This is a genomic window from Bradyrhizobium sp. G127 (genome assembly GCF_021502575.1).
GTDB lineage: Bacteria > Pseudomonadota > Alphaproteobacteria > Rhizobiales > Xanthobacteraceae > Afipia.
The window spans coordinates 1,103,376-1,126,874 of the sequence record NZ_JAKFGN010000002.1; the positions used below are offsets into that span (position 1 = coordinate 1,103,376).

The 23,499-nt window shown below is 61.3% G+C and carries 20 protein-coding genes; 5 read left to right on the forward strand and 15 right to left on the reverse strand.

Features of this window, described 5'->3' with window-relative positions:
- Positions 1–65: 65 nt before the first annotated feature.
- The 3 genes from LVY71_RS17355 to LVY71_RS17365 are packed head-to-tail and all read left to right on the forward strand — an operon-like array spanning position 66 to position 3,132.
- On the forward strand, positions 66–1,232 hold the full coding sequence (locus LVY71_RS17355) for an acyl-CoA dehydrogenase family protein (RefSeq protein WP_235101093.1): 1,167 nt from the start codon (positions 66–68) through the stop codon (positions 1,230–1,232).
- A 27-nt stretch (positions 1,233–1,259) separates the two neighbouring features.
- Entirely contained in the window at positions 1,260–2,411 is a 1,152-nt protein-coding gene (locus LVY71_RS17360; protein WP_235101094.1) for an acyl-CoA dehydrogenase family protein, read from the forward strand.
- Positions 2,412–2,469: 58 nt separating this feature from the next.
- Positions 2,470–3,132, forward strand: a complete 663-nt coding sequence (locus tag LVY71_RS17365) for a glutathione S-transferase family protein (protein WP_235101095.1) — start codon at positions 2,470–2,472, stop codon at positions 3,130–3,132.
- Here LVY71_RS17365 and LVY71_RS17370 read toward each other — a convergent pair.
- Positions 3,129–3,944 carry a helix-turn-helix domain-containing protein gene (locus LVY71_RS17370; protein ID WP_235101096.1) on the reverse strand — a complete coding sequence of 272 codons (816 nt, stop codon included), beginning with the start codon at positions 3,942–3,944 and terminating at the stop codon, positions 3,129–3,131. The two genes, LVY71_RS17365 and LVY71_RS17370, sit on opposite strands and share 4 nt — an antisense overlap.
- A 193-nt stretch (positions 3,945–4,137) precedes the next feature.
- On the opposite strand from LVY71_RS17370, the gene LVY71_RS17375 reads away from it, so the two are divergent.
- The gene (locus LVY71_RS17375) at positions 4,138–4,917 is read left to right on the forward strand and encodes an enoyl-CoA hydratase-related protein (protein ID WP_235101097.1); all 780 of its coding nucleotides are present in this window, start codon (positions 4,138–4,140) and stop codon (positions 4,915–4,917) included.
- Between the two features lie 6 nt (positions 4,918–4,923).
- Here the strand turns inward: LVY71_RS17375 and LVY71_RS17380 are convergent, their stop codons facing one another.
- The 10 genes from LVY71_RS17380 to LVY71_RS17425 form a co-directional block, all read right to left on the reverse strand.
- The gene (locus tag LVY71_RS17380) at positions 4,924–5,295 is read right to left on the reverse strand and encodes a DUF6285 domain-containing protein (protein WP_235101098.1); all 372 of its coding nucleotides are present in this window, start codon (positions 5,293–5,295) and stop codon (positions 4,924–4,926) included.
- 1 nt (position 5,296) lies between these two features.
- Complete coding sequence (locus LVY71_RS17385) at positions 5,297–6,292, reverse strand: phosphotransferase family protein (protein ID WP_235101099.1); 996 nt, start codon at positions 6,290–6,292, stop codon at positions 5,297–5,299.
- A gap of 95 nt (positions 6,293–6,387) precedes the next feature.
- Entirely contained in the window at positions 6,388–7,587 is a 1,200-nt protein-coding gene (locus tag LVY71_RS17390) for an ABC transporter substrate-binding protein (protein WP_235101100.1), read from the reverse strand.
- 118 nt (positions 7,588–7,705) lie between these two features.
- Positions 7,706–9,544, reverse strand: coding sequence for an AMP-dependent synthetase/ligase (locus tag LVY71_RS17395; protein WP_235101101.1), 1,839 nt, complete (start codon positions 9,542–9,544; stop codon positions 7,706–7,708).
- A gap of 93 nt (positions 9,545–9,637) precedes the next feature.
- Positions 9,638–10,417, reverse strand: a complete 780-nt coding sequence (locus LVY71_RS17400) for an ABC transporter ATP-binding protein (protein ID WP_235101102.1) — start codon at positions 10,415–10,417, stop codon at positions 9,638–9,640.
- Between the two features lie 10 nt (positions 10,418–10,427).
- On the reverse strand, positions 10,428–11,186 hold the full coding sequence (locus tag LVY71_RS17405; RefSeq protein ID WP_235101103.1) for an ABC transporter ATP-binding protein: 759 nt from the start codon (positions 11,184–11,186) through the stop codon (positions 10,428–10,430).
- Positions 11,183–12,334 carry a branched-chain amino acid ABC transporter permease gene (locus LVY71_RS17410; protein ID WP_235101104.1) on the reverse strand — a complete coding sequence of 384 codons (1,152 nt, stop codon included), beginning with the start codon at positions 12,332–12,334 and terminating at the stop codon, positions 11,183–11,185. Before LVY71_RS17410 ends, LVY71_RS17405 begins: the two co-directional genes overlap by 4 nt.
- Positions 12,335–12,341: 7 nt before the next feature.
- Positions 12,342–13,217, reverse strand: coding sequence for a branched-chain amino acid ABC transporter permease (locus LVY71_RS17415; protein WP_235101105.1), 876 nt, complete (start codon positions 13,215–13,217; stop codon positions 12,342–12,344).
- Between the two features lie 271 nt (positions 13,218–13,488).
- A complete protein-coding gene (glpD, locus tag LVY71_RS17420; RefSeq protein ID WP_235101106.1) occupies positions 13,489–15,033 on the reverse strand; it encodes a glycerol-3-phosphate dehydrogenase in 1,545 nt (514 codons plus the stop codon).
- A gap of 97 nt (positions 15,034–15,130) precedes the next feature.
- Positions 15,131–17,503 (reverse strand): thiamine pyrophosphate-binding protein, encoded by a 2,373-nt coding sequence (locus LVY71_RS17425; RefSeq protein WP_235101534.1) that lies wholly within the window; start codon positions 17,501–17,503, stop codon positions 15,131–15,133.
- 136 nt (positions 17,504–17,639) lie between these two features.
- Between LVY71_RS17425 and LVY71_RS17430 the strand changes: the two genes are divergently transcribed.
- A complete protein-coding gene (locus LVY71_RS17430; protein ID WP_235101107.1) occupies positions 17,640–18,101 on the forward strand; it encodes an Lrp/AsnC family transcriptional regulator in 462 nt (153 codons plus the stop codon).
- Positions 18,102–18,104: 3 nt separating this feature from the next.
- On the opposite strand, the gene lipP1 is transcribed toward LVY71_RS17430, so the two are convergent.
- From lipP1 to LVY71_RS17450, 4 genes are read right to left on the reverse strand one after another with little or no spacing between them, the layout of a single operon-like run.
- On the reverse strand, positions 18,105–19,046 hold the full coding sequence (gene lipP1 / locus LVY71_RS17435) for a LipP1 family hormone-sensitive lipase (RefSeq protein ID WP_235101108.1): 942 nt from the start codon (positions 19,044–19,046) through the stop codon (positions 18,105–18,107).
- Between the two features lie 10 nt (positions 19,047–19,056).
- Positions 19,057–19,980, reverse strand: a complete 924-nt coding sequence (gene kce, locus LVY71_RS17440; protein ID WP_235101109.1) for a 3,5-dioxohexanoate:acetyl-CoA acetone transferase — start codon at positions 19,978–19,980, stop codon at positions 19,057–19,059.
- Positions 19,981–20,010: 30 nt separating this feature from the next.
- Positions 20,011–20,955 carry a 3-hydroxyacyl-CoA dehydrogenase gene (locus LVY71_RS17445; protein ID WP_235101110.1) on the reverse strand — a complete coding sequence of 315 codons (945 nt, stop codon included), beginning with the start codon at positions 20,953–20,955 and terminating at the stop codon, positions 20,011–20,013.
- Positions 20,956–20,973: 18 nt separating this feature from the next.
- A complete protein-coding gene (locus LVY71_RS17450) occupies positions 20,974–23,493 on the reverse strand; it encodes a branched-chain amino acid ABC transporter ATP-binding protein/permease (RefSeq protein ID WP_235101111.1) in 2,520 nt (839 codons plus the stop codon).
- Positions 23,494–23,499: the final 6 nt, after the last annotated feature.

The following is a 23,499-nucleotide window of genomic DNA, read 5'->3' on the forward strand; positions in this document are numbered from 1 at the left end:
GGCGTGACGGCTTAACGCAAGTCGCGGCCGCCCGGACAGGCGATAAATCCTTCAGGAGAATCGCAATGAATGCCCCGGAACAATTCGCGGACGCACCGGCCAGTCCCTTTCTGACTGCGGAACATCTGGCGTTCCGCGACATGCTGCGGCGCTTCGTGACCGTCGAGATCGAGCCTTTTGCGGCGCAATGGGACGAGGCCGGCGAATTCCCTCGCGAGCTTTATCTGAAAGCGGCCTCCATCGGCCTGCTTCAGCTTGGCTTTCCGGAGCAATATGGCGGCGTGCCCTGCGACCGCTTCATTGCCATGATCACTGCGCAGGAACTGGCGCGCGCCGGTTCGGGTGGCGTCAGCGCCAGCCTGAAAAGCCACACCATCGGCGCGCCGCCCATCGTCTATGGCGGCTCGGAGGAATTGAAGGCGCGCGTGCTGCCAGAAATTCTGGCGGGCCGGAAAATTTCCGCGCTGGCGATCACCGAACCCGGCGGCGGCTCCGATGTCGCGAACCTTCGCACCACCGCGCGGCGCGACGGCGATCATTATGTCGTCAAGGGCGAGAAGACCTTCATCACCTCCGGTATGCGAGCGAACTATTACACGGTCGCAGTGCGCACCGGCGGCGAAGGTGCCAGCGGCGTCAGTCTCCTGCTGATCGAACGCGACACGCCCGGCTTCTCGCGTACGCCGCTGAAAAAGATGGGCTGGTGGGCGTCTGACACCGCGACGCTCTATTTCGACGAGTGCCGCGTGCCCGCCGGAAACCTGATCGGCCAGGAGAATTCCGGCTTCAAGCTCATCATGAAGAATTTCAACAGCGAGCGGCTCTCCATGGCCGCGGGCTGCGCCTCGGCGGCGCGCGTCTGCATCGAGGACGCCATCGCCTATGCCCGCGAGCGGCGCACCTTCGGCAAGCGTCTCGCCGATCATCAGGTGATCCGCCACAAGATCGTGGACATGGCGCAGCGCGTCGCGGCCACACAGGCCATGCTGGAAATACTGATCTGGCGGCTGGAACAGGGCCAGAATCCGGTTGCCGAGGTCTGCATGTGCAAGAACCAGGCAACGCAGACACTGGCGTTTTGTGCATCCGAGGCCGTGCAGATATTCGGCGGCGCGGGCTATATGCGCGGCCCCAAGGTCGAGCGCATCTACCGGGAGGTGAAAGTCAACGCCATCGGCGGCGGCACCGAGGAAATCATGAAGGATCTGGCAAGCCGCCAGATGGGTCTTTGAGAGATACAAGAAACATCAGGAAGCACCATGCAGTTCACCCAGGAACACGACGCCATCCGCCGCACCATGCAGCAGTTCATCAAGAACGAAATCAATCCCTACGTGGACCAATGGGAGCGCGACGAAATCTATCCGGCGCATCAGGTGTTCAAGAAGATGGGCGATCTCGGCCTGCTCGGCCTGTGCAAGCCGGTCGAATACGGCGGCGCGGGGCTCGACTACAGCTACGGCATGGTGATGGCGGAAGAACTCGGCGCGATCAACGCCGGCGGCGTCGGCATGTCGATCGGCGTGCAGACCGACATGGCGACGCCGGCGCTGGCGCGTTTCGGCTCCGACGAGATGAAGCGGGAGTTCCTCGCGCCATCCATCGCGGGCGACTACGTCGCCTGCATCGGCGTGTCGGAGCCGGGCGCAGGCTCCGACGTGGCCTCGATCAAGACCACCGCGCGCTCCGATGGCGACGATTACATCATCAACGGCGGCAAGATGTGGATCACCAACGGCACGCAGGCCGACTGGATGTGCCTGCTCGCCAACACCGGCGAAGGCCCGGTCCACCGCAACAAGTCGCTGATCTGCCTGCCGATGAAGACCAAGGGCGTGGAAGTCCTGCGCAAGCTGGACAAGCTCGGCATGCATTGCTCGGACACGGCGGAAATCCGTTTCACCGACGTGCGTATCCCGAAGCGCAACCGCATCGGCGACGAAGGCAAGGGCTTCACCTACCAGATGCTGCAATTCCAGGAAGAGCGGCTGTGGGCGGTGGCGGCGTGCCTGAAATCCCACGAAAAGACCATCGACGAGACCATCGACTACACGCGCCAGCGCAAGGCATTCGGCAAGCCGCTGCTCGACAATCAGGTGATCCACTTCCGGCTCGCCGAATTGAAGACCGAAATCGAGCTGCTGCGCTCCCTGCTCTATCGCGCCTGCGAAGAATATATCGGCGGCAATGACGTGACGCCGCTGGCGACGATGGGCAAGCTCAAGGCCGGCCGCCTCGGCCGGGAAATTCCCGACGCCTGCCTGCAATACTGGGGCGGCATGGGCTTCATGAACGAAACCCGCGTCAGCCGGGCCTATCGCGACCGGCGGCTGACCTCGATCGGCGGCGGCGCCGACGAAGTGATGCTGAGCGTGCTGTGCAAATACATGGGCACGCTGCCGGAGCAGTAGACAATACCGGCGAAATCAGGTCATTCAGTCCGACAGACACGGCAACAGGGATCAACCGATGCTGACACTTTTCCATTGCGCCAGCGCGCGCTCGTTCCGGCCGCTGTGGGCGCTGGAAGAGATCGGCATCCCCTACGAACTCAAGATGCTGCCGTTCCCGCCGCGCTTCCTGAAACGCGAATACCTCGAACTCAATCCGCTTGGGACGATCCCGCTGCTGATCGACGGCGACACGCGGATGACCGAATCCTCCGCGATCTGCCTCTATCTCGTGACCAAGTACGGTCCGACACCGCTGAACGTCGCCGTCGATGAGCCGGCCTATGGCGCCTATCTGAACTGGCTGTTTTTCGGCGAAGCAACCCTGACTTTCCCGCAGACCATCTATTTCCGCTATGCACAGCTTGAGCCGGACGAGAAAAAGAACCCGCAGGCCGCTGCCGACTATGCGCGCTGGTTTCTGGCCCGGTTGCGGGCGCTGGAAACAGCCGTCTCGCAATCGGACTGGGTGTGCGCCGGACGCTTCACGGCCGCCGACATCTCGGTCGGATACGCGCTGATGTTTGCGCAGTCCAACGGCCTGTCTGCGCAGTTCTCGCCGGCCGTGGCCGCGTACTGGGAGCGGCTCAAGAATCGCGAGGGTTTTCGCAAGGCCATCGCGGCGCAGGACCGCGCCGGCGCCGAGCAAGGCGTCGCCGCCAGAGTTCCGGCGGCAACTTAAGCCCGCACTCCCAATGCCTCGTTCGACACATCTCTGCCGTTGATGATTTGCAGGCGGCGCGAGCCGGAGAAGATCGCACTCGGCTGCAATCCATAAATGCGCCGCAGCGAATGGCTGAAGTGGGTCGAATCCGGATAGCCCGCATCGAGCGCGAAGTGGGCCAGATTCCGCTCGACATTGACGTGATGGAGGATATTCCGTCCGCGTTTCCAGGCGCGGAAAGTCTTGAAGTTCATGCTGGTCTCGTCCTTGAACAGATGCAGGAAGCGCGACAGCGACAGCCTGACATCGTTGGCACAGTCCTCTCCAGAAATGCTGCTGGAGGGCTTTGCCTGAAATCGCGACACGATGGTGGAAATGCGGGTATCCAGATCGCGCGGTCTCAGGCGGCGCTGCAAGAATATCTGGTCGAAGTCCGCAGAGGTAAAACCGTTGGTCCCGCTCAGCGCCATCGACGCATAGATCTCGCGGAATCGCGCCGCGAGCCGGCTGGCCGTAACCGGATCGTCGCACTGGCGGATAATCTCGGCGAGGTCCTCGTCGCAGACCGATTCCGGCTCGATCATCAGGCCGAGCACTTCGCGCGAGTCCGATGTGATCTTATGTGGAATATAGGCTGGAACGGCGAGAATTTCGGCGGTGCGCGGCGGTTGGCCCACGATTTCAAGACGAGCCATGCCGTGCAGCGGCACGCAAATCGCAAGCGCGCCGAGCGTGCGTAACGACGGCTTACCGTGCAGGCCCGCGTAGAATATACGCTCCGAACTGATCAGCATGAAGCGGTCGGACCGGCCGGAGTTCAGCGCAAGCATCGTTTCCTCCCAGAAACATAATTCACGAGCGATTTTTCACTTCATGAACGGCGCGCGTGTGGCGGCCGGGCGAAATTAAGATAAGGCCAACGACTTTAGTCAAGCGCTTAATTAATTTTGTGAAGTGCGCTTCTTGCTGTCTAATCCAGCCATAACAACACGCAGGTGCTGCAACGCAGCGAAGGAAACGCGCATGGCTTACGAATTCGCCAAGGTCGAACGCAAAGGTCCGCTCACCATCGTCACGCTCAATCGGCCGGAGGTGATGAATGCAGTGCATTCGCCGATGCATTTCGAACTGCATCGCCTGTTCAACGAATTCAGCCAGGATCCGGAGCAATGGATCGCCATTGTTACGGGTGCAGGCGACAGAGCGTTTTCCGCCGGCAATGACCTGAAGTGGCAGGCCCAGGGCGGCCAGCGCGGTTGGGACACCAGCGGCTTTGCCGGACTGACCCATCGCTTCGATTGCGACAAGCCGATCATTGCCGCCGTCAATGGCGTGGCGATGGGCGGCGGGTTCGAGATCGCACTGGCCTGTGATCTGATTATCGCATCGGAAAACGCGACCTTCGCCCTGCCCGAGCCGCGCGTCGGCCTCGCCGCACTCGCAGGCGGATTGCACAGGTTGCCCCGCCTGATCGGCCTGAAGCGCGCGATGGGGATGATCTTGACCGGACGCCACGTTCCGGCGCGAGAGGGCTTCGAACTCGGTTTCGTCAACGAAGTGGTTCCGAAGGGCGAAGCGCTGGCCGGTGCCGAACGCTGGGCCAATCTCATTCTACAAAACGGCCCGATGTCGATCCGCGCCTCCAAGCAGGCCATGCATCGCGGCCTCGGCGTGTCGCTGGAACAGGCCCTTGCCGAACAGTTCGATTATCCCGCCGTCAAGGCGCTGGCCGCGTCCGAGGATTACATCGAGGGTCCGAAGGCTTTTGCGGAAAAGCGCCCGCCACAGTGGAAGGGGCGATAGCATCCTCTAAGTATCGCGCTCTCGCCGGTAGGACGCGTAGTTCGGCTGGTCGACGGCGAGTTTGTCCATTGTGGCCCGCCAGAGATGATCTGTCAGGCCCGGCGTCTCGAAGCCCATGTCGCCGCTGGCGATACGCATGGAAAGCAGCCGGTTCAGGTCCTCCAGTGAGCCGGATGTGCCGAGCAGCTTTGCCAGGCTTGCCCTTTCGGCGTCGTTGCTGCCCGCTTCATGGGAGATCTGTCGCGCGACCAGATCGAGCGCGTTGATGGCAACGCGCAATTTGAACGCGCCATGTCCGGACAGTCGCGGCGCGATGTCGGTGCGGAGAAATTCCGTGACCGCGTTGATCAGTTCGACGGGCGTGGGGCGATCCTGCATCTCAACTCCCTCGGCGCGGCACCAACAGCCGCAATAGATCGATTTCGGTTTCCGAAGCGCGGCGGCCGATCATGGCCCGCTCGATCGAACGATCGGGGCCGGCACGAAACCGCTGCATCATGCCGCAGCACATGAGGCCCCAGCGCAACGTGCCCAGCACTTCCCAGAATGTCACACGCGGCACATCAACCGCCCTGCCCGATGTTGATTCATACGCCGCGAAAAACTCCTCGCGCGTGCCAAAGCCGCCGACCGGCTTGTCGATTTCGCCGAAGCGCCATGAATTGACGCAAATCCAGCCGAGGTCTTCCATCGGATCGCCAAGATGCGCCAGTTCCCAGTCGAGCACCGCGCGCAATCCTTCCGGACCGATGATCAGATTGCCATTGCGGAAATCGCCATGCACCAGCGTCACGGTGTCCGACGGCGGAGGTGCATTGTCGCGCAGCCAGCGCAACGCGAGATCGAACACCGGCCGCGGCCAGTCGAACGACTTGTACTCAGCCGCGAGATCGCCGATCTCGCCAACAATCGTCATCAGCCGCAGCTTCGGCAAACGCGATTTATCCAGCGCGTGAATGCCGGCTATGGCCTTGCCGAGTTGAGCGGTCAGGAGCGAGCGGGCGCGGGCGAATTGCGCGTCGCGCAAGATCTTGCGCGGAATGGTTTCGCCTTCGATTCGCTCCATGATGAAGCCGCTGCCGAGGCCATCCTCCGCGCGCAACACGTAACGCACACGCGGCGACGGGATTCCCCCGTCACAGGCCTGCTGCATGAGAGCGGCTTCCGCCTCGAGACCCGCCGCGCGGCCTGGCGCAGCGCCGGAACCCGCAGGCGCGCGGCGAAGGATCACCGGGATGTTTCCCGATGGATGCACAACGTCGAACGACCAGGTTTCCTGGCTTGCGCCGCCGGACAGTTGCGACAGGCCGTCGATCCCCGTGGCTCCGGGAAACCAGTTTACGATGCCGGCTTTGACCGGACTTTCAATTGTCATTGTGCAGGCAGGGTATCGTTTCGAACACCGGATCGTAAAGACAATTGCGGGCGCGGAGCAGCCAAGACTGCCATCCGCGCCCGCAACCACAAAGGCTAAAACATCAGGCCGTCCTTCACCAGCACCCAGCGGCCGCCCTTGACCTGCTGGACCTGCGTCACAGTGCTGGCGAGGTGGTTGGTCTTGGAGAACTTGGTCGGCGGCGAATTGAAGATGTCCTGGAACACGTCTCCGGACTCCATCGCATCCAGCACCTTCTGGCCGGTCAGGTCCTTGCCCGCCTTGTTAACGTAGTGCGCAAACGTCATCACGGCATTGTAGCCAATAATGGCCTGGGTGTTGGCGTCGGTGCCGAACGCCTTCTTGTAGTTCACCAGCCAGTCCTTGACCTTGCCCTTCGCGGTGTCCTCGTAAGGAATCTCGAAGCCTGCCGCAGCATAAAGTCCCTCGACGGCATCCTTGCCGAGCGCTGGCACCTCAAGCACGTTGGTCGGCGTCGCGCCGAGGAACGTCACATCCCAGCCGAGCTTCTTGGCTTCCGCCATCGCGCCGATGGTTTCGCGAATGACAGTGCCAAGCACCACCATATCGCAGCCATCGGACTTCATCTTGGCGACCTGCGCGCTGAAATCGGAAGCACCGCGCTTGTAGCTGGTGACCGACGCCGGCGTCAGCTTCATCGCAGCCGTCTGCTGGTTGAAGCCGTCGAGCACGCTTTTGCCGTACTCGTCGTCCTGATGCATGATGCAGGGCTTGGCGAACTTCTTCCATTCGACCATGTGCTTGATCGCAGCCCGCGTGCTTTCGACGTAAGGCAGGATGTTGTTGAACTTCAGCCGTTCCTGCGGCTTCGCCGGATCGAACTTGAAGGTAAACTCCGCCGCCGTCAGCGGGAAGAGCTGCAACACGCCTGCGTCGAACAGAATGTCCTGCGCCGCCAGCACCGTCGGCGATCCCATCGGGCCGACCATGGCGAAGATCTTGTCCTTCTCGATCATCTTCTGCGACGCCAGCACCGCGCGCTTCGGATCGTAGCCGCTGTCTTCCAGGATCAGCTTGAACTTGCGGCCGTTGATGCCGCCGGCGGCGTTGATTTCGTCAACCGCCATTTTCATGCCGTTGGACACCGGCACACCCCAGACCTTGATCGGCCCGGACAGATCCTGATGCGAGCCGATGACGATCTCGGTCGGCGAAATGCCTTCGTTGGTCACCTTGGTCTGCGCGAGGGCCGGCAAGTGGGACAGCGCGACGGCGCCCACCGCAAGGCCAAACGCCTTGAACGATCTTGACATGTCAGTCTCCTCTCCTGTTGGCCCGTATCGAGCGAAGGCCGGGGCCTTATGTCCTTCGCCGCTGAGCGGTCCTTACGGGCCGCGGAATGCGCTTCTTGTGACGCAATATGCTGCGAGCCTACGCCATGACGCCCGCCCGGTACATTGCATCGATTTCGGTTGCATAGGATTTGTTCACGAAGCTGCGCTTCAGCTTCATAGTCGGGGTCAGCTCCTCGTCTTCCGGCGTCAGTTGCCGTTCGATGAGATGGAACTTCTTGATTGTCTCCACCCGAGCGAAGTTGGCATTCACCGTCTCGATCTCGCGTTTGATGAGATCCTGAATCTCCGGTGCACGGCACAGACTGGCGTAGTTCGTAAAAGGAATGTCGTAGTCCTGCGCGAATTTCTCGACGTTCTCGTGATCGATCATCACCAGACACGTCAGATACGGACGCTTGTCGCCGATCACCACCGCGTCAGAAATATAGGGCGAGAACTTGAGCTGGTTCTCGATCTCGGACGGCGTGATGTTCTTGCCGCCGGACGTAATGATGATGTCCTTCATCCGGTCGGTGATCTTGACGAAGCCTTCGTTGTCGATGGAGCCGACGTCGCCGGTGTGCAACCAACCGTGCTGGTCGATGGTCTCCGCGGTCTTCTCAGGCTGGTTGAGATAGCCCATGAAGAGGTAGTCGCCCTTGACGAGAATTTCGCCTTTCGGGCAGATCTTGACCTCACCCCACGGCGCAGCCTTGCCGACAGAGCCAAGCTTGATGCGATCGTTCGGCATGAGTGTCGCAACGCCGCAGTTTTCGGTCTGGCCGTAGACCTCGCGCATGTCGAGACCAAGCGCGAGATACCAGCGAATCAGATCGGGCGAGATCGGCGCTGCACCGGTGAACGCGATGCGCACGCGATCCAGCCCCAGCATGCGCCGGATATTGCGGAACACCAGCCAGTAGGCTGCCTGGCCAGCGAGCCGCAGCGATAGTGGCGCAGGACGCCCTTCCAATCTGTAGTCGGTCAGGCGCTGACCTATGTTGATCGCGTGGCGATACATCCATTGCTGAAGCGGAGTCGCGTCCTTCAGCGCGATCGTAATGGCTGAATAGAATTTCTCCCAGATGCGGGGCACGGCGAGAAAGGCCGTCGGCTGCACCTCGCGCAGATTATCCGGCACGGTCTCGGGGCTTTCGGCAAAGTTCATCACCGAGCCGACCGCGACGGAGAGATAATATCCGCCGATGCGTTCGGCGACATGGCACAGCGGCAGGAACACCAGTCGCTCTTCGTGGTCCGTCGGCACCAGAAGGTAATCGGCGTAGCGCATCTGGTGCGTCACGCTGCGGTTGGAGTGCATCGCCCCTTTGGGCGGCCCAGTCGTTCCGGATGTATAGACCAGAATGGCGAGATCGTTCGGGCCGCGGCTTTCGATCATCTCGCTCCACAATGCGTCACGTCCCTGCGTGTGATTGCGGCCGAGTGCCATGAACTCGTCCAGCGACATCACCATGGGGTCGCTGAAACCGCTCAAGCCTTCCATGTCGAACACGACAATCGTTTCCAGTGTCGGGCAGCGGGCGCGGCACGACAGCACCTTGTCGAGTTGCTCGTCGTCCTCGACAAAGATCACTTTGGTCCGTGAATCGTTGACCAGATATTCGACCTGACTGGTCGCATCGGTCGGATATATGCCCGACGAGACGCCACCCGCGCATAACACACCCATGTCGGCATAGACCCACTCCGGCGTCGCATTGGCGACGATCGAGGCAACATCGCCGCGGCGGAAGCCGACGGCATCCAGCGCGTAGGCTATCTCCTTCGCCTTCTGCAGCCATTCGCGCCAGCTTGTGGATTGCCAGACACCGAGATTTTTTTCGCGGATCGCCGGCTTGTCGCCACGCTTTTCCACCGCGAGCAGAAAGCTCTTCGCGATCGTGTCCGCGACGGTCATCACTGCGGGTCTCGCCATGACTTGCTCCCTGTCCCACGTCTCCAGTGAATGGCGACGCGGCTTTGATGTCGTTTCCTCCCGCGCGGCTTGATCGCCGTCTTTTGGAGTCTTCTATCTCCAGGTCTTTTTCTTCTTCCAGCGGCGCTCGCCCCGCGCGCCGTCTTCCTTGGCGCCGAGGTAGAACTCCTGAATATCCTGCGACTGCATCAGCCGTTCGCAGGTGTCGTTCATGACCACCCGTCCGATCTCCAGCACATAACCATAGTGCGCCGTCTCCAGTGCCACCCTGGCGTTCTGTTCGACCAGCAGGATCGACATGCCCTGCTCCTCGTTGACCCGTCTGATGATCGTGAAGATTTCCTTGACCAGAATGGGCGACAGCCCGAGCGACGGCTCGTCAAGCAGCAGCAATGTCGGACGGTTCATCAGCGCGCGGCCGATGGCCAGCATCTGCTGCTCGCCGCCGGACAGTTGACCCGCTGGCTGATCGACGCGCTCGCGCAGGCGCGGGAAGTAGCCATAGACCCGCTCCAGATCGCCGGCGACGGCGTCGCGGTCCTTACGCGGATAAGCCCCCATCATCAGGTTCTCGCGCACGCTGAGGAACGGAAACACCTCGCGGCCTTCCGGCACATGGCTGAGACCCAAGCGCACAATCCTGTCCGCCTCCATGCGCTGGATCGGCTGGCCCTTGAATTCGATCGATCCCTTCTGTGGGTCGAGAATGCCGGAGATCGTCTTGAGCACCGTCGTCTTGCCGGCGCCATTGGCACCGAGCAGGGTGACGATCTTGCCGCGAGGCACCTCGAGGCTGATGCCGCGAATGGCCATGATCAGCCCGTAATAGCTTTCGATGTTGCTAAGCTTCAGGATGATCTCGGAGCTGCTCATGACATCGTCCTCATGCGCCGATATAGGCTGCGACGACATCGGGATGCGCCTGCACTTCCGCGGGTGCGCCCATAGCAAGCACGCGGCCGTAGTTCAGCGCGATCACCCGATCCGAGACACGATTGACCAGCGTCATGTCATGCTCGACCATTAGCACGGTGATGCCAAGCTCGGTCTTCATGTCGCGGATCCAGAACGACATGTCGTCGGTCTCCTCCACATTCAGGCCGGAAGACGGCTCATCCAGCAGGATCAGCTTCGGCTCGGTGCACAGCGCCCGGGCGAGTTCGATCACCTTGCGCACGCCGTAGGGCAATCCGGAGATGAGCTTGTCCCGATGGGCGGCAAGGTCAAGAAAATCGATGACCTGCTCGACACGGCGGCGATGCGATTTTTCGTCGCGGCGCACATTGGGCAAGAACAGCAGGTCTTCCCACAAGCTCGTTGTGCAGTGCCGGTGCCGTCCGACCAGCAGGTTACTCAAAACCGTTGCGTTCTCAAACAGCTCGATGTTCTGGAAGGTCCGCGCGATCCCCAGTTTGGCGATGCCGTAAGCCGGCTCTTCGGTGATGTCCTGGTCCTCGAAGTAGAGCCGCCCTGAAGTCGGATTGTAGAGCCGCGAGATCAGGTTGAAGATCGAGCTCTTCCCTGCTCCGTTTGGGCCGATGATGGAAAGGATCTCGCCCTTCTCCACCGCAAAACTGACGGAATCCACCGCCTTGAGGCCACCGAAATGCAGCGAAAGATTTTCAGCGCGGAAGCAACTCATCGGTTCCGCTCCGATTTGACGTAAATCTTCTGCCGCTTGAAGGTCGCGCGCTTGTAGAGCGGGAAGAGTTGAAAGAAGAGCTTGATCTTGAGCCAGCGGCCATAAAGGCCATAAGGCTCGAACAGGATAAACAGCATGATGATCAGGCCGTAGATCGCGCCCTTCAGCCCGTTGGCGGAAGCCACTGCGGCGACGTTCTTCTGGATATTGGCCACCTGCTCCGCGCCAGCGCCGAACATCGCAGCGAGGCCCGCCGCGACACTTGGAATATCGTCTTTCAGGAAGGTCAAAAACGGATCGACCATGACGATGAAGATCGCACCCAGCACCGCGCCGTGCAGACTGATCACGCCGCCGATAATAATGACCATGATGAATTCGATGGAGAGCTGCAGCGTGAACATCTCCGGACTGATGAACGACAGCTTGTGGGCGAAAAGGCAGCCCGCGAATCCGGTGATGGCGGCGCTGAGCGCGAACGACTTCACTTTATAGAGCGAGACGTTGATTCCCATGCTCTTCGCCGCCGTCTCGCTATCGCGGATGGCGACGAAAGCGCGGCCGGTGGGCGACCGCATCAGATTCAGCGTGCCGAGAATGACAAGGATCAAAAGTCCCAGGCACATATAGTAGAATGTCGGGCTGTCACGCGGCACGCTGTTGCCCAGCAATTGGATGGTTCGCACCCGCATGCCTTCATTGCCGTGGGTCACGCTTTCCCAGCGCGCCAGAACTTCCTCGACGATCAGCGCGAACGAGATCGTCGCGATCACGAGATAGATGCCCTGCAACCGCAACGCCGGAAATCCGACCATCGCACCGATGATGCCGGTCAACATGCCTGCCGCAAGGAAATAGACCGGAAACGGCATACCGAGCTGTTGTAGATAAGCCGTCGTATAGGCGCCGATGGCGAGAAATGCCGCGTGCCCCAGCGAAGCCTGTCCTGTGAAGCCGGTGAGAATCATCAGTCCGACACCGACTGTGGCATAGATGCAGACGAACACGAGCTGGCTCATCAGATAGCTTGAGAGCACGAACGGCGCGATCAACAGCAATGCCAATAGAGCGCCATAGGACCAGACGTAGCCGCTGTGCGGGATCAGCCGGATGTCGTCGTTGTAATCCGTCTTGAACAGAAACCGCATCGCGCCCTCAAACTTTCTTCCGCGTGTGAAGCCCGAAGATGCCTTCAGGCTTCAGCAGCAGAACCGCGAGCAGCACGATATAGGGGGCGACGTCTTTCCATCCCTGCGGCAGATAGAAGCCCGCCATGCTTTCGATAACCCCGATCAGCACACCGCCGACCACCGCACCAGGGATCGATCCGAACCCGCCAAGCACGGCCGCCGGGAATGCTTTCAGCCCCAGCACGAGGCCAACATTGGAATGAATGAATGTGATCGGTGCGAGCAGCACGCCGGCGCAGGTCGCGACCGCAGCGCTGATCGCCCAGACGATCGATACCACGCGCTTGACCGGAATGCCCATGTAATAGGCTGCGAGCATGTTCTCGGAGCTTGCGCGCATTGCCGTGCCGAGCGTGGTCTTGTTGAAAAACAGATACAGCACTCCACACAGAATGATCGTCGCCGCGATTACCGACAGCTTGTCGTAGGCCAGCACGAGGCTGCCGAGCCGCAGCACGCCCTGACTGAACGGCGTCTCGATCTTGAGATCGTCGGTGCCCCATATCATGCCCGCCACGGAGCGCAGGAAGAAGCCGAGGCCGATGGTTGCCATGATGATGGAAAATTGCGGATAGCCGAGGATCGGCCTTACCACGAGGCGTTCGGCCAGCATGCCGAACAGCGCCATTGCGCCAACGGCAGCGATGAAACCGAGCCAGTAGTTGAAACCAAGCAGGCTGATGAAGGTGAAGGCGAAAAACCCGCCCAGCATCATCAGATCGCCCTGCGCGAAATTAACGACCTCGGTGGCCTTGTAGACAAGGACGAATCCAAGAGCGATCAGCCCATAGACACAGCCGAGCGCAATGCCGCTCACCAACTGCTGAACGAAGTCCAGCATTCCGGGTATCCCTCCCCCAACGTGCCGCGATTCTGTCGATCGCCTTAGGTCACGCCGCGATCCTATCGATCGCCCTGGTCAGTTCTTGTGTCGAATAGCTATGCGTTTTTGCGTTCTTGTTGGGCAATCAGACCTCAAACAATGACGGCGTGTCAACAACGCCGCGGATGGGTGCGCCGCAACGAGAACTGTTCAAGGGTTCATTTCAGGATTATCGGCGCGCAGAACAGAAAGGTGCGGTGTCTTGCCGCGCTGTCGCGGCGATCACGCCTCAACCGCCATGCGTGACGATCCAGTCATCAAGTGCTTTCACTTCACTGGGTGACAGACGCAGACCCAGCTTGGACCGCCGCCACACGATGTCCTCGGCGCTGCGCGCGAATTCATGGGCGATGAGATAGCGGACTTCGCGTTCGGTCAGCGTGTCACCGAACAACCGTCCGAGATCGGCGGCGGATGCCGCATTGTCGAGAACCTTGCGGGCGCGTGTGCCATAGGCGTGCGCGAGGCGAAGCGCGAGGGCCCGCGACAGGAACGAATGATCGCGGATCAGTTCGTCCGCCAGCGCCGGGGCCGCCGAGACGTCGAGATCGCCGCCGGGCAACGGCGTGGTTCCGGTCCAGCCCGCTGGCTTCGCCTTGCCCGGCAGATATTTCTCCAGCCGCTCCAGCGCTTCCTCGGATAGACGGCGATAGGTGGTGATCTTGCCGCCGAAGATCGATAGCAGCGGCAGCCCGCCCGGCGCATCGAACTCGAAAACATAATCGCGGGTTGCGGCCTTGGCTTCACTGGCGCCGTCATCATAGAGCGGACGCACACCGGCATAGGCCCATGCCACGTCCTCCGGCTTCACCGGCTTGGCGAGATAGTCGTTCACCGACTGGCAGAGATAGGCAATCTCCTCCGCCGAGGCTTTCACCTTGGAGGGATCGCCGTCGTAGTCGCGGTCGGTGGTGCCGATCAGAGTGAAATCGTTCTGGAACGGAATGACGAAGACGACACGGCCATCGCCATTCTGGAACGTATATGCATGATCGTGCTCGTAGAGGCGCGGCACAACAATGTGCGAGCCCTGCACCAGTCGCACCTTGGCCTTGGCGTTGATTCCGGCGCGGCGGGTCAGCACATCCTCCACCCACGGCCCGCCGGCATTGACCAGCGCGCGCGCCTTGATGCTGTTCTGCGCACCGGTGCTCGTGTCTTCGAGGATCACCTGCCAGCAATCGTCCAGCCGCCGCGCTTCGACGGCGCGGGTCCGCGTGCGGATCACTGCGCCGCGATCCGCCGCATCGCGCGCATTGAGAACCACGAGCCGGGCGTCATCGACAAAGCAATCGGAATACTCAAAGCCCTTCGTGAAGCGGCCGGGCACCAGCGGTTTTCCGACCGGATCGCGGGCGAGATCGACCGTTCGCGTGGCAGGCAGGAGGCGGCGGCCGCCGAGATAATCGTACATAAACAAGCCGAGCCGCAGCAGCCAAGCCGGGCGCAGTCCAGCGTGATGCGGCAGCACGAAGCGCAACGGCCGGATGATATGCGGCGCGATCTGCCATAGCACTTCGCGTTCCATGAGCGCCTCACGGACCAGCCGGAATTCATAATATTCCAGATAGCGCAGACCGCCGTGAATAAGCTTGCTCGACCACGACGACGTACCGCTGGCAAGATCATTCATTTCACAGAGAAAGACGGAATTTCCACGGCCAGCGGCATCGCGAGCGATACCGCAGCCGTTGATCCCACCACCAATGATTGCGAGGTCGAAGACCCGGCCCGGCCGATCGCCATGGGGCAGGTCATTGGAGAGGTCAGTCATTCAGCACCAGAAATAAGCTATCGAATCCGATGGTGCTGGTGTTCGGGCGTGAGGTCAACTCAGCCGTTAAAAGCCACCGCTCGGCCACTATCTTTGGTCAAACCGCCGTCTTGCGGTGCCGGATCGGCGCACCGAATGTCAGGCTCGCTGCAGCATCGATAATGGTGTTGGTGTCGAGACCGTAGTGGGCATAGAGATCACCCACGGTGCCGGTCTGCCCGAACTTCTCGACGCCGAGCGCTTCAACGCGGTGACCCTGTACGCTGCCGAGCCACGCCAGCGTCGCTGGATGGCCGTCGATCACGGTAATGAGTCCGCAATCGCGCGGCATCGGCGATAGAAGCCGTTCGATATGGCTCGATTCACGCGGACCACCGTTGCGCCGAAGTTTACGCGACGCAGTCCAGCCGGCATGCAGCCGGTCTGCGGAAGTAATGGCAAGCAAGCCGATGTCGCGGCGCGACTCGCCGAGCAGTCCCGTCGCCTCGATCGCTTCCGGCGCAACCGCGCCGGTATAGGCGATCACCAGTTCCGCATTGGGCCCCGGCTTACGCAGCCAATACGCTCCCGCTGCAATGTCGCCCGCAAGCCCGGGCGTCATCACACGCTGCGGTTGGTCGAGCGTCCGCGTCGAGAGACGCAAATAAACCGAGCCGCCATCCTCGTCGCGCTGCATCTGCTCGAACCCCCAGCGCATGATGACCGCGAGTTCGTCGACAAAAGCCGGCTCAAACGACGACAGCCCATCTTGCGCCATACCGATCAGCGGCGTGGCGATCGATTGATGCGCGCCGCCCTCAGGCGCCAGCGTGATGCCCGACGGTGTCGCCGCGACCATGAAGCGCGCGTCCTGATAGCAGGCGTAGTTCAGCGCATCGAGGCCGCGCTCGATGAAGGGATCATACAGCGTCCCCACCGGCAGCAGCCGTTCGCCGTTGATGGAATGCGACAGCCCCAGCGCGGAGAGCATGAGGAAGAGGTTCATCTCCGCGATGCCCAGTTCCATATGCTGGCCCTTCGGCGAATAATCCCATGCAAAAGTCGATGGAATTTTCTCCTTGCGATACAGATCCGCGTTCTCGGCCAATGCGAACAGGCCGCGCCGATTGACCCACGCACCCAGATTGGTCGAAACCGTCACATCCGGCGAGGTGGTGACAATGCGCTCGGCCAGTTTCGTATCACCGCGCGCAAGTTCATTCAGGATCAGGCCGAAGCCCTGCTGGGTCGCCATACGCGGCGTCAGCGTCACGCCAAGCTGCGCAGGCACCTCGACCTTCGGCGCGTCCAGCCGCCGCGCGCCGTCGCGCGCGAAAGCTACGTTCTTCAAAAACGCCTCGATCCGCGCATGGTCCAGCGGCAATCCCTCCAGCCGGTCCCATTCATGACCGGGACGGATGTCTTGCGCGGTGCGGAAGGTTTCCATCTGCGCCACGGTCATCAAGCCGGCGTGATTGTCCTTGTGGCCCTGGAACGGCAGACCGACGCCTTTGATCGTATAGGCGATGAAGCACACCGGACGGTCATGATCGATTGCCTCGAACACCTCCAGCATACTGGCCATATCGTGACCGCCGAGATTCGACATCAGCGCCAGCAGTTCATCGTCGCTGCGCTTTTCGATCAGCTTCGTCACCGCGCCCTGATCGCCGATGTCGTCGAGCAGATGCCTGCGGAACGCCGCACCGCCTTGGAAACACAGGGCGGCATACATCTGGTTCGGGCAGCTATCGATCCACTTGCGCAGCGCCTCGCCGCCGGGCTCCGCAAACGCCGCCTGCATCAGCTTGCCGTATTTCACAATCACCACATCCCAGCCGAAATTGCGGAACATGGTCTCGAGCTTTTCCCACAAGCCTTCGCGGATCACGGCGTCGAGGCTCTGGCGGTTGTAATCGATCACCCACCATGTGTTGCGCAGGCCCTGCTTCCAGCCTTCCAGCAACGCCTCGAAGATATTGCCTTCGTCGAGTTCGGCGTCACCCACCAGCGCGATCATACGGCCTTCCGGTCTGTCCTTCATCCAGCCGTGCGCCTTCACATAATCCTGAACCAGCGACGAAAACAGCGTCTGCGCCACTCCGAGACCCACCGAGCCGGTGGAGAAATCCACGTCGTCGATGTCCTTTGTGCGCGAGGGATAGGACTGCGCACCCTTGAAACCGCGGAAGTGTTCCAGCTTATCGCGGTTCTGTTGCCCGAGCAGATACTGGATCGCATGGAACACCGGACTGGCATGGGGCTTCACCGCCACGCGATCCTCGGGCTTCAGCACGCCGAAATACAGCGCTGACATGATCGTCGCCAGCGACGCGCTTGAAGCCTGATGTCCGCCGACCTTAAGGCCGTCGGAATCCGGCCGGATATGGTTGGCGTGATGGATGGTCCACGAGGACAGCCACAAGACCTTGCGGGCCAGCGCGTTCAGAACTTCGAGACGAGACGGTTCGATGGGCTTGTTGGCAGGCATGGGACTCACCGCGGAGGCTGATGCAGTGCTCATGCTAATCCTGAGCTGCCTTTGAAAAATCTCAAATCATATCGACGCGACCCAAAATAATGGGATATCATCCCAATAAATAGCTAAATGGTGATAATTTATACCAATGGAAACCTTGGACGCCATCGACCGCAAGATCCTCACCATCCTGCAAGCCGACAGCCGCGTGACCATGCAGGAACTGGCCGATCAGGTCGGTCTGTCGGTGTCGCCATGCCATCGCCGGGTGAAATTGCTGGAGGAGCGCGGCGTGATCACGCGCTACATCGCGATGGTCGATCAGAAATCGGTCGGGCTGCCAGTCAGTGTATTCATTTCGATCAAGTTGGAGCGGCAGAAGGAAGAAGATCTCGATCGATTCGCCAAGGCGATCTCGAAGTGGAAGGAGGTGCTGGAATGCTATCTCATGACCGGCAACCGGGATTACCTGCTGCGGGTCGTGACCGCCGACCTGCCGTCCTATGAGACCTTCATCAAGACCAAGCTGACGCGGCTCGAGGGCATCGCCTCCATCGAGTCGAGCTTCGCATTGAGCCAGGTGAAGTACAGCATCGCGCTGCCGGTGTAGGCGTTACTTCAACGCCCTCAGCCAGTCGCCAATCTCGCGCATCGCGGCGCCGGCTTTCGGCAGTAGCTTTCCCATTGTGATGAAGCCGTGAAACTGGCCGGGATAGGTCCGATGCGTCACCGGCACGCCGGCTTCGCCGAGGCGCGCGGCATATTCGTCGCCTTCATCACGCAAAGGATCGGCACCTGCCGTCAGAACGAACGCCGGAGGCAGGCCCGATAGTTTCTCCGCGCGCGCAGGCGATGCCTTCCAGTGCTCGCCATCCGACGTGCCAAGATAATGATCGCGGAACCAGCGGATCACGGTGTGGGTCAGCAAGGCACTTGTTTCGGGTTCGCTGTGCGACGGATGTGTCATCGCAAAATCGGTGGCGGGATAAATCAGCACCTGCCCTGTGAGCTTCAGCCCAGCCTCCCGGGCGTGGATCGCCACCACGGAAGCGAGATTTCCGCCGGCACTGTCGCCGCCCACGATCAGGCGTGATTCATCTATCCCCAACTGGCGGGCATTGCCTGAAATCCATTCCGTTGCAGCGATGGCATCGTCGACCGCCGCAGGGAATCTGTGCTCTGGCGCCAGACGATAATCGACCGAAATCACGATCAACTGACCTTCATCGGCCAGCGTGCGGCACACCACGTCATGCGAATCCAGATTGCCGATCACCCATCCGCCGCCATGAAAGAAGACGAGACACGGCGACAATCCATCCGCCTGCCTCAGTGTCAGCGGCTTGTAGACGCGCGCAGGTATGCCGTCGCCCGATCCGGGGATGGTCAGTGATTCCACCGAGGCGAGCTTCGGCGGCTCTGGCTGCGACACGGGACGGGCCGCGAGATACATCTCGCGTGCCTCCACCGGCGTAAGCGTTTCATACGGCGGACGCCCTGCCTCACGGAAGGCGTTCAGGACTGCAGCCGCATCGGGATCGAGCTTGACGGGCATTGTTTCGTTCTTAAACCTGCAATGTATCGCCGCCCTTGAGGTGGAGAATCTCGCGAGCGTCGTCGGGCGAAGCAACCTCAAGACCCAAACCTTCGATGATCTTACGCGCGAGACGGACCTGCTCGGCGTTGGACTCCGCCATGCGGCCCGGCGCGGCCCACAGCGAATCCTCCAGGCCAACGCGGATGTTGCCGCCCATCGCCGTCGCCATCGCCGCGATCGGCAACTGGTTGCGCCCCGCGCCCAGCACCGACCAGACGTACTGGTCGCCAAACAGCCGGTCCGCCGTGCGCTTCATGTGCAGCACGTCTTCCGGATGCGCGCCGGTGCCACCCTGCAATCCGAACACCGTCTGCACGAACAACGGAGCCTTCACCAGCCCCTGATCGAGGAAGTATTTGAGATTATAGAGATGCGCGGTATCGTAACATTCAAACTCGAAGCGCGTGCCGCTACCCGACAGCGTGGTCAGGACATATTCGATATCCGCAAAGGTGTTGCGGAATACGATGTCCTTGTTCTCGAGGTGCTTACGCTCCCACTCATGCTCGAAAGACTTGAAGCGGTTGAGCATGCCGAAGAACGCGAAGTTCATCGATCCCATGTTCAGCGACGCGACCTCCGGCTTGTAGACCGCCGCCGGGCGAACGCGCTCGTCCACCTTCATGGTCGGCGCGCCGCCAGTGGTGAGGTTCACAACGGCGTTGGAGCGCTGCTTGATGATCTTGAGAAATGGCTCGAACGCTTCCGGGCTCTGGTCGGGCTGACCGGTCTTCGGGTTGCGCGCGTGAAGATGGACAATGGCCGCGCCGGCTTCCGCCGCGCCAATCGCCGCATCGGCGATTTCCTGTGGTGTCACCGGCAAAGCCTTGGACATCGAAGGTGTATGGATCGCGCCGGTCACGGCGCAGGTGATGATGACTTTGCGGCTCATTTTTGTCTCTCTTCTTGCCAGTCGGTTGAACTATGACCTGGTAGTCTGCTTGGCCTTGTGCGCGACCAGTGCCGCGAGGCGCTCGTTGCGGCGCGTCGTCAATGCCGCGATCCGCTCCGGGGTCGGCTGATGCGGCCATGCCGCAATGACGCGATCGACATTCGGACTCTCATAGACTTCGGGACCGGCAGACGCTGCGGCAAGTTCTTTATAGAAGCCCGTGTAGCGCGCGCAATAATCCGGAATACCGCCCGGCGCATTCAGTTCGATGGTTTCGAACGGCCCGAGGAATGACCATCGCAATCCGAGACCGTCCTTGACGGTGTGGTCCACATCCTCCGCCGACATGTAGCCCTCGCCCACCAGCCGGAAGGCTTCCGCCAGCAACGCGCCCTGCAGCCGGTTGAGTACGAAGCCGTTGATCTCCTTGTTGACCGTTACCGGCACCTGCCCGATGGCGCGATAGATCTCTCGAGCACGAGAAATCGCCTCGGGCAAAGTCCACGGCGCGCCGCAGAGCTCGACCAGCGGCACCAGATGCGGCGGATTGACCGGATGGCCGACCAGGCAGCGGGCCCGGCCTTTCAGGTTTTCCGTGAACCGCGAGGCGACGATGGCCGACGTCGACGACACCAGCAGCGTGTCCGGCGCCGCAAGGCGATCGAGTTCGGCGAACAGCGCGATCTTGTCTTCGACCTTTTCAGGGCCGTTTTCCTGAACGAATTCGACATCCTTCACGGCGTCGGCCAGGCTCGATGCCACCGAAATCCGCGCCACCGCGCCATCAGGATCGTCGGCGAGCCCATGACGGTTCAGCGCGAGCAACTCGTCGTGGATCAGGCTTTTGGCGGCGCTCAGCGTGGGGGCATGCGCGTCCGTCAGCCGAACACTCCAGCCGGCGCGTGCGAAGATCGCCGCCCAGGCCCGTCCGATCAAACCAACACCGACAATGGCGACATTTTTTTTGGGGGACATGTCTGTTGTCTTTCGCCCTTACAACCACAACACCTTGCGCCGCAGATCAAGATCGTCGCGCAGCGCCTTCGACGACCCTTCATGGATGATGCGCCCGCGCTCCAGCGCCACTGTCGTATCGGACAGCGCCAGCGCAAGATCAAGATGATGATCGACAATGATGATAGCGACTTCGTTGCGCAGACGGTCGAATGTTTCGAACAGTTGCTCCACGACCGCCGGCGCGAGTCCCTCGAACGGCTCGTCGAGTAGAAGCACCCGCACGTCGCCGGACAGCGCCCGCGCCACCGCCACCATCTGCTGTTCGCCGCCGGAAAGGTAGTCCGCCGGGCTGTCGAGCCGCTCGCGAATGCGCGGGAAGTATTCGTAGACGCGCTCGCGGGTCCAATGCACGCCGTTGCCGGTCTGCCGCTTCAGCCCGCCAAGTTCGAGATTATGCTCGACACTCATGCCCGCAAAGAGACCGCGTCCCTGCGGCACATAACCGATGCCGAGACGCGCGCATTCGGCGGACGCGCGTCCGACCAGTTCAGCGTCGGTAAGCTTGATCGAGCCGTTCGAGGCCGGCGCGATGCCGACCAGCGTTTTCAGCAGTGTCGATTTTCCCGCCCCGTTGCGGCCGAGCAGAGCAATGATTTCGTTGTTATGCAGCGTGAAATTGACGCCGTTGAGGATGTGGCTCTTGCCGTAGAACGTATCGACGCCATTCACCGTCAATAGAGCGCTGCTTTTCGCCGAAGTCTCCCGCGGCTTTGCTGCAACCGCGGCGGCCCCGGAGCCGATGTAGATTTCCTGCACCTTTTGGCTGCTGCGCGCGTCTTCCACCGTACCGTCGAGCAGCACGCGGCCTTCGTTCATCACCGTCACATGGTCGGCCAGTGCGAACACCCGGTCGATGTCGTGCTCCACCAGCAGCACCGGCAGGTCGGACGAAATGCGCTTGATGATCGCGCCGATGCGTTCGCGCTCGGCAGCCGCCAATCCGGCAAGCGGTTCATCGAGCAGCAGCACGCGCGGTGCGGTAGCCAACGCGACGCCCATGTCGAGCAGCCGCTGACCGCCATAGGACAGCGCTCCCGCCTGCGCGGTCTCGATCCCCGCAAGGCCGAGATAGCGGATGACGTCGCCGGTCTCGCGGTTGATCGCCTCGATCGACAGCGCATTGGTGAAAGGATCGAACCGCCGCGGATGACGCGCCTGCACAGCGAGACGGATGTTTTCACCGACGCTAAGTTCGGGAAACAGGTTGGTGATCTGGAACGAGCGGCCGATGCCCGCCTCCGCGATCTGTTCCGGGGAGTGTCCCGCAATGGGTTTGCCCATCAGCGAGGCCTCGCCCTCGTCCGGCGGAAACATGCCGGAGAGAAGATTGAACGCCGTGGTCTTGCCCGCGCCATTGGGGCCAATCAGCGCATGCAGAGTGCAATCAGCGATGGAGATGTTGATGCCCTGTACCGCCTTGATGCCGCCAAAGCTCTTGACCATGTCGCGCGCGGCGAGCACCGGCCCTTCGATCTTGGCTTTCGGCCGTAGGAATTCCGGCAGCGGCAGCGCCTCGATCTTGCGCGCCGACATCGCGGCATCTTCGGTCACCTTCTTGCGGAACGGCGCGAGAAGCCGCTCGCCAACGCCGATCAGGCCCGTAGGCGAGAACACGATGAAGCCGACGAACACCAGGCCGAGCCAGAGAAGCCAGTTCTCCGTGTAGATGCCCAAAAATTCGCGAAACAGGATGAAGAACAGCGCGCCAAGCGCCGGACCGAGGAAACTGCGCATGCCGCCGATCACGACCATCGCGAGCAGTTCGCCGGAAAACGCCACCGAAATCGGATCGGCCGAGGTCATTCGATTTTTGTAAAGCAACAGGATGCCGGCGAGCCCAGTCAGCGCAGCGGACAACACGAAGGCCGCCAGCTTGTAACGATTGGTCGGATAGCCGAGAAATCGTGCGCGTTGTTCGTTCTCGCGGATCGCCACCAGCACGGTGCCGACGGTGGAATTGTGGAATCGCCACAACAGAAGCAGAACGGCGAACGCTATGCTCGCGACGAACCAGTAATAGGTCGTCTGGGAGTCGAGATCGAAGCCGAAAATCGCCGGACGGACGATGCCACCGATGCCATTCTCGCCGCCGGTCACATCGGTCCACCGGAACGACACGGTGTAAAGCATCGCCGCCAGTGCCAGCGTCAGCAGCGAGAAATACACCCCGCGCCGACGCAGGATGAGAAAACCGAACGGCACCGCGACCAGCATAATAATGAGGATTGCCCCGATCGCCGGACCGAAAAACGATCCCGGCATCAGGTTGCGCTGAAGCAATGCAGCGGCATAAGCCGCCAGCCCGAACCAGGCACCGTGACCGAACGACACCAGCCCGGTGTGACCGACGAGAATATTCAGCGCCATGCAGGCGATGCCGAACACGACGACCTCGGTCGCCGATGTCACCGTCAGGCCGAGCGCGACCAGCACCGGCGGCAGGATGAGCAGGCCGATGGCGGCAATGGCCAGTTGAACGGGAATGCGCTTGAGCATGGCGGA

Bases quoted from the DNA above. Each gene is read 5' to 3' on its own strand.
- LVY71_RS17370 (WP_235101096.1), bottom strand. From the start codon at position 3,944: ATGCTTGCGCTGAACTCCGGCCGGTCCGACCGCTTCATGCTGATCAGT.
- LVY71_RS17395 (WP_235101101.1), bottom strand. From the start codon at position 9,544: ATGGCGAGACCCGCAGTGATGACCGTCGCGGACACGATCGCGAAGAGC.
- LVY71_RS17365 (WP_235101095.1), top strand. From the start codon at position 2,470: ATGCTGACACTTTTCCATTGCGCCAGCGCGCGCTCGTTCCGGCCGCTG.
- LVY71_RS17375 (WP_235101097.1), top strand. From the start codon at position 4,138: ATGGCTTACGAATTCGCCAAGGTCGAACGCAAAGGTCCGCTCACCATC.
- kce (WP_235101109.1), bottom strand. From the start codon at position 19,980: ATGAGCCGCAAAGTCATCATCACCTGCGCCGTGACCGGCGCGATCCAT.
- glpD (WP_235101106.1), bottom strand. From the start codon at position 15,033: ATGACTGACCTCTCCAATGACCTGCCCCATGGCGATCGGCCGGGCCGG.
- LVY71_RS17430 (WP_235101107.1), top strand. From the start codon at position 17,640: ATGGAAACCTTGGACGCCATCGACCGCAAGATCCTCACCATCCTGCAA.
- LVY71_RS17360 (WP_235101094.1), top strand. From the start codon at position 1,260: ATGCAGTTCACCCAGGAACACGACGCCATCCGCCGCACCATGCAGCAG.
- LVY71_RS17400 (WP_235101102.1), bottom strand. From the start codon at position 10,417: ATGAGCAGCTCCGAGATCATCCTGAAGCTTAGCAACATCGAAAGCTAT.
- LVY71_RS17425 (WP_235101534.1), bottom strand. From the start codon at position 17,503: ATGCCTGCCAACAAGCCCATCGAACCGTCTCGTCTCGAAGTTCTGAAC.
- LVY71_RS17390 (WP_235101100.1), bottom strand. From the start codon at position 7,587: ATGTCAAGATCGTTCAAGGCGTTTGGCCTTGCGGTGGGCGCCGTCGCG.
- LVY71_RS17415 (WP_235101105.1), bottom strand. From the start codon at position 13,217: ATGCTGGACTTCGTTCAGCAGTTGGTGAGCGGCATTGCGCTCGGCTGT.
- lipP1 (WP_235101108.1), bottom strand. From the start codon at position 19,046: ATGCCCGTCAAGCTCGATCCCGATGCGGCTGCAGTCCTGAACGCCTTC.
- LVY71_RS17380 (WP_235101098.1), bottom strand. From the start codon at position 5,295: ATGCAGGATCGCCCCACGCCCGTCGAACTGATCAACGCGGTCACGGAA.
- LVY71_RS17445 (WP_235101110.1), bottom strand. From the start codon at position 20,955: ATGTCCCCCAAAAAAAATGTCGCCATTGTCGGTGTTGGTTTGATCGGA.
- LVY71_RS17385 (WP_235101099.1), bottom strand. From the start codon at position 6,292: ATGACAATTGAAAGTCCGGTCAAAGCCGGCATCGTAAACTGGTTTCCC.
- LVY71_RS17410 (WP_235101104.1), bottom strand. From the start codon at position 12,334: ATGCGGTTTCTGTTCAAGACGGATTACAACGACGACATCCGGCTGATC.
- LVY71_RS17405 (WP_235101103.1), bottom strand. From the start codon at position 11,186: ATGAGTTGCTTCCGCGCTGAAAATCTTTCGCTGCATTTCGGTGGCCTC.
- LVY71_RS17355 (WP_235101093.1), top strand. From the start codon at position 66: ATGAATGCCCCGGAACAATTCGCGGACGCACCGGCCAGTCCCTTTCTG.
- LVY71_RS17450 (WP_235101111.1), bottom strand. From the start codon at position 23,493: ATGCTCAAGCGCATTCCCGTTCAACTGGCCATTGCCGCCATCGGCCTG.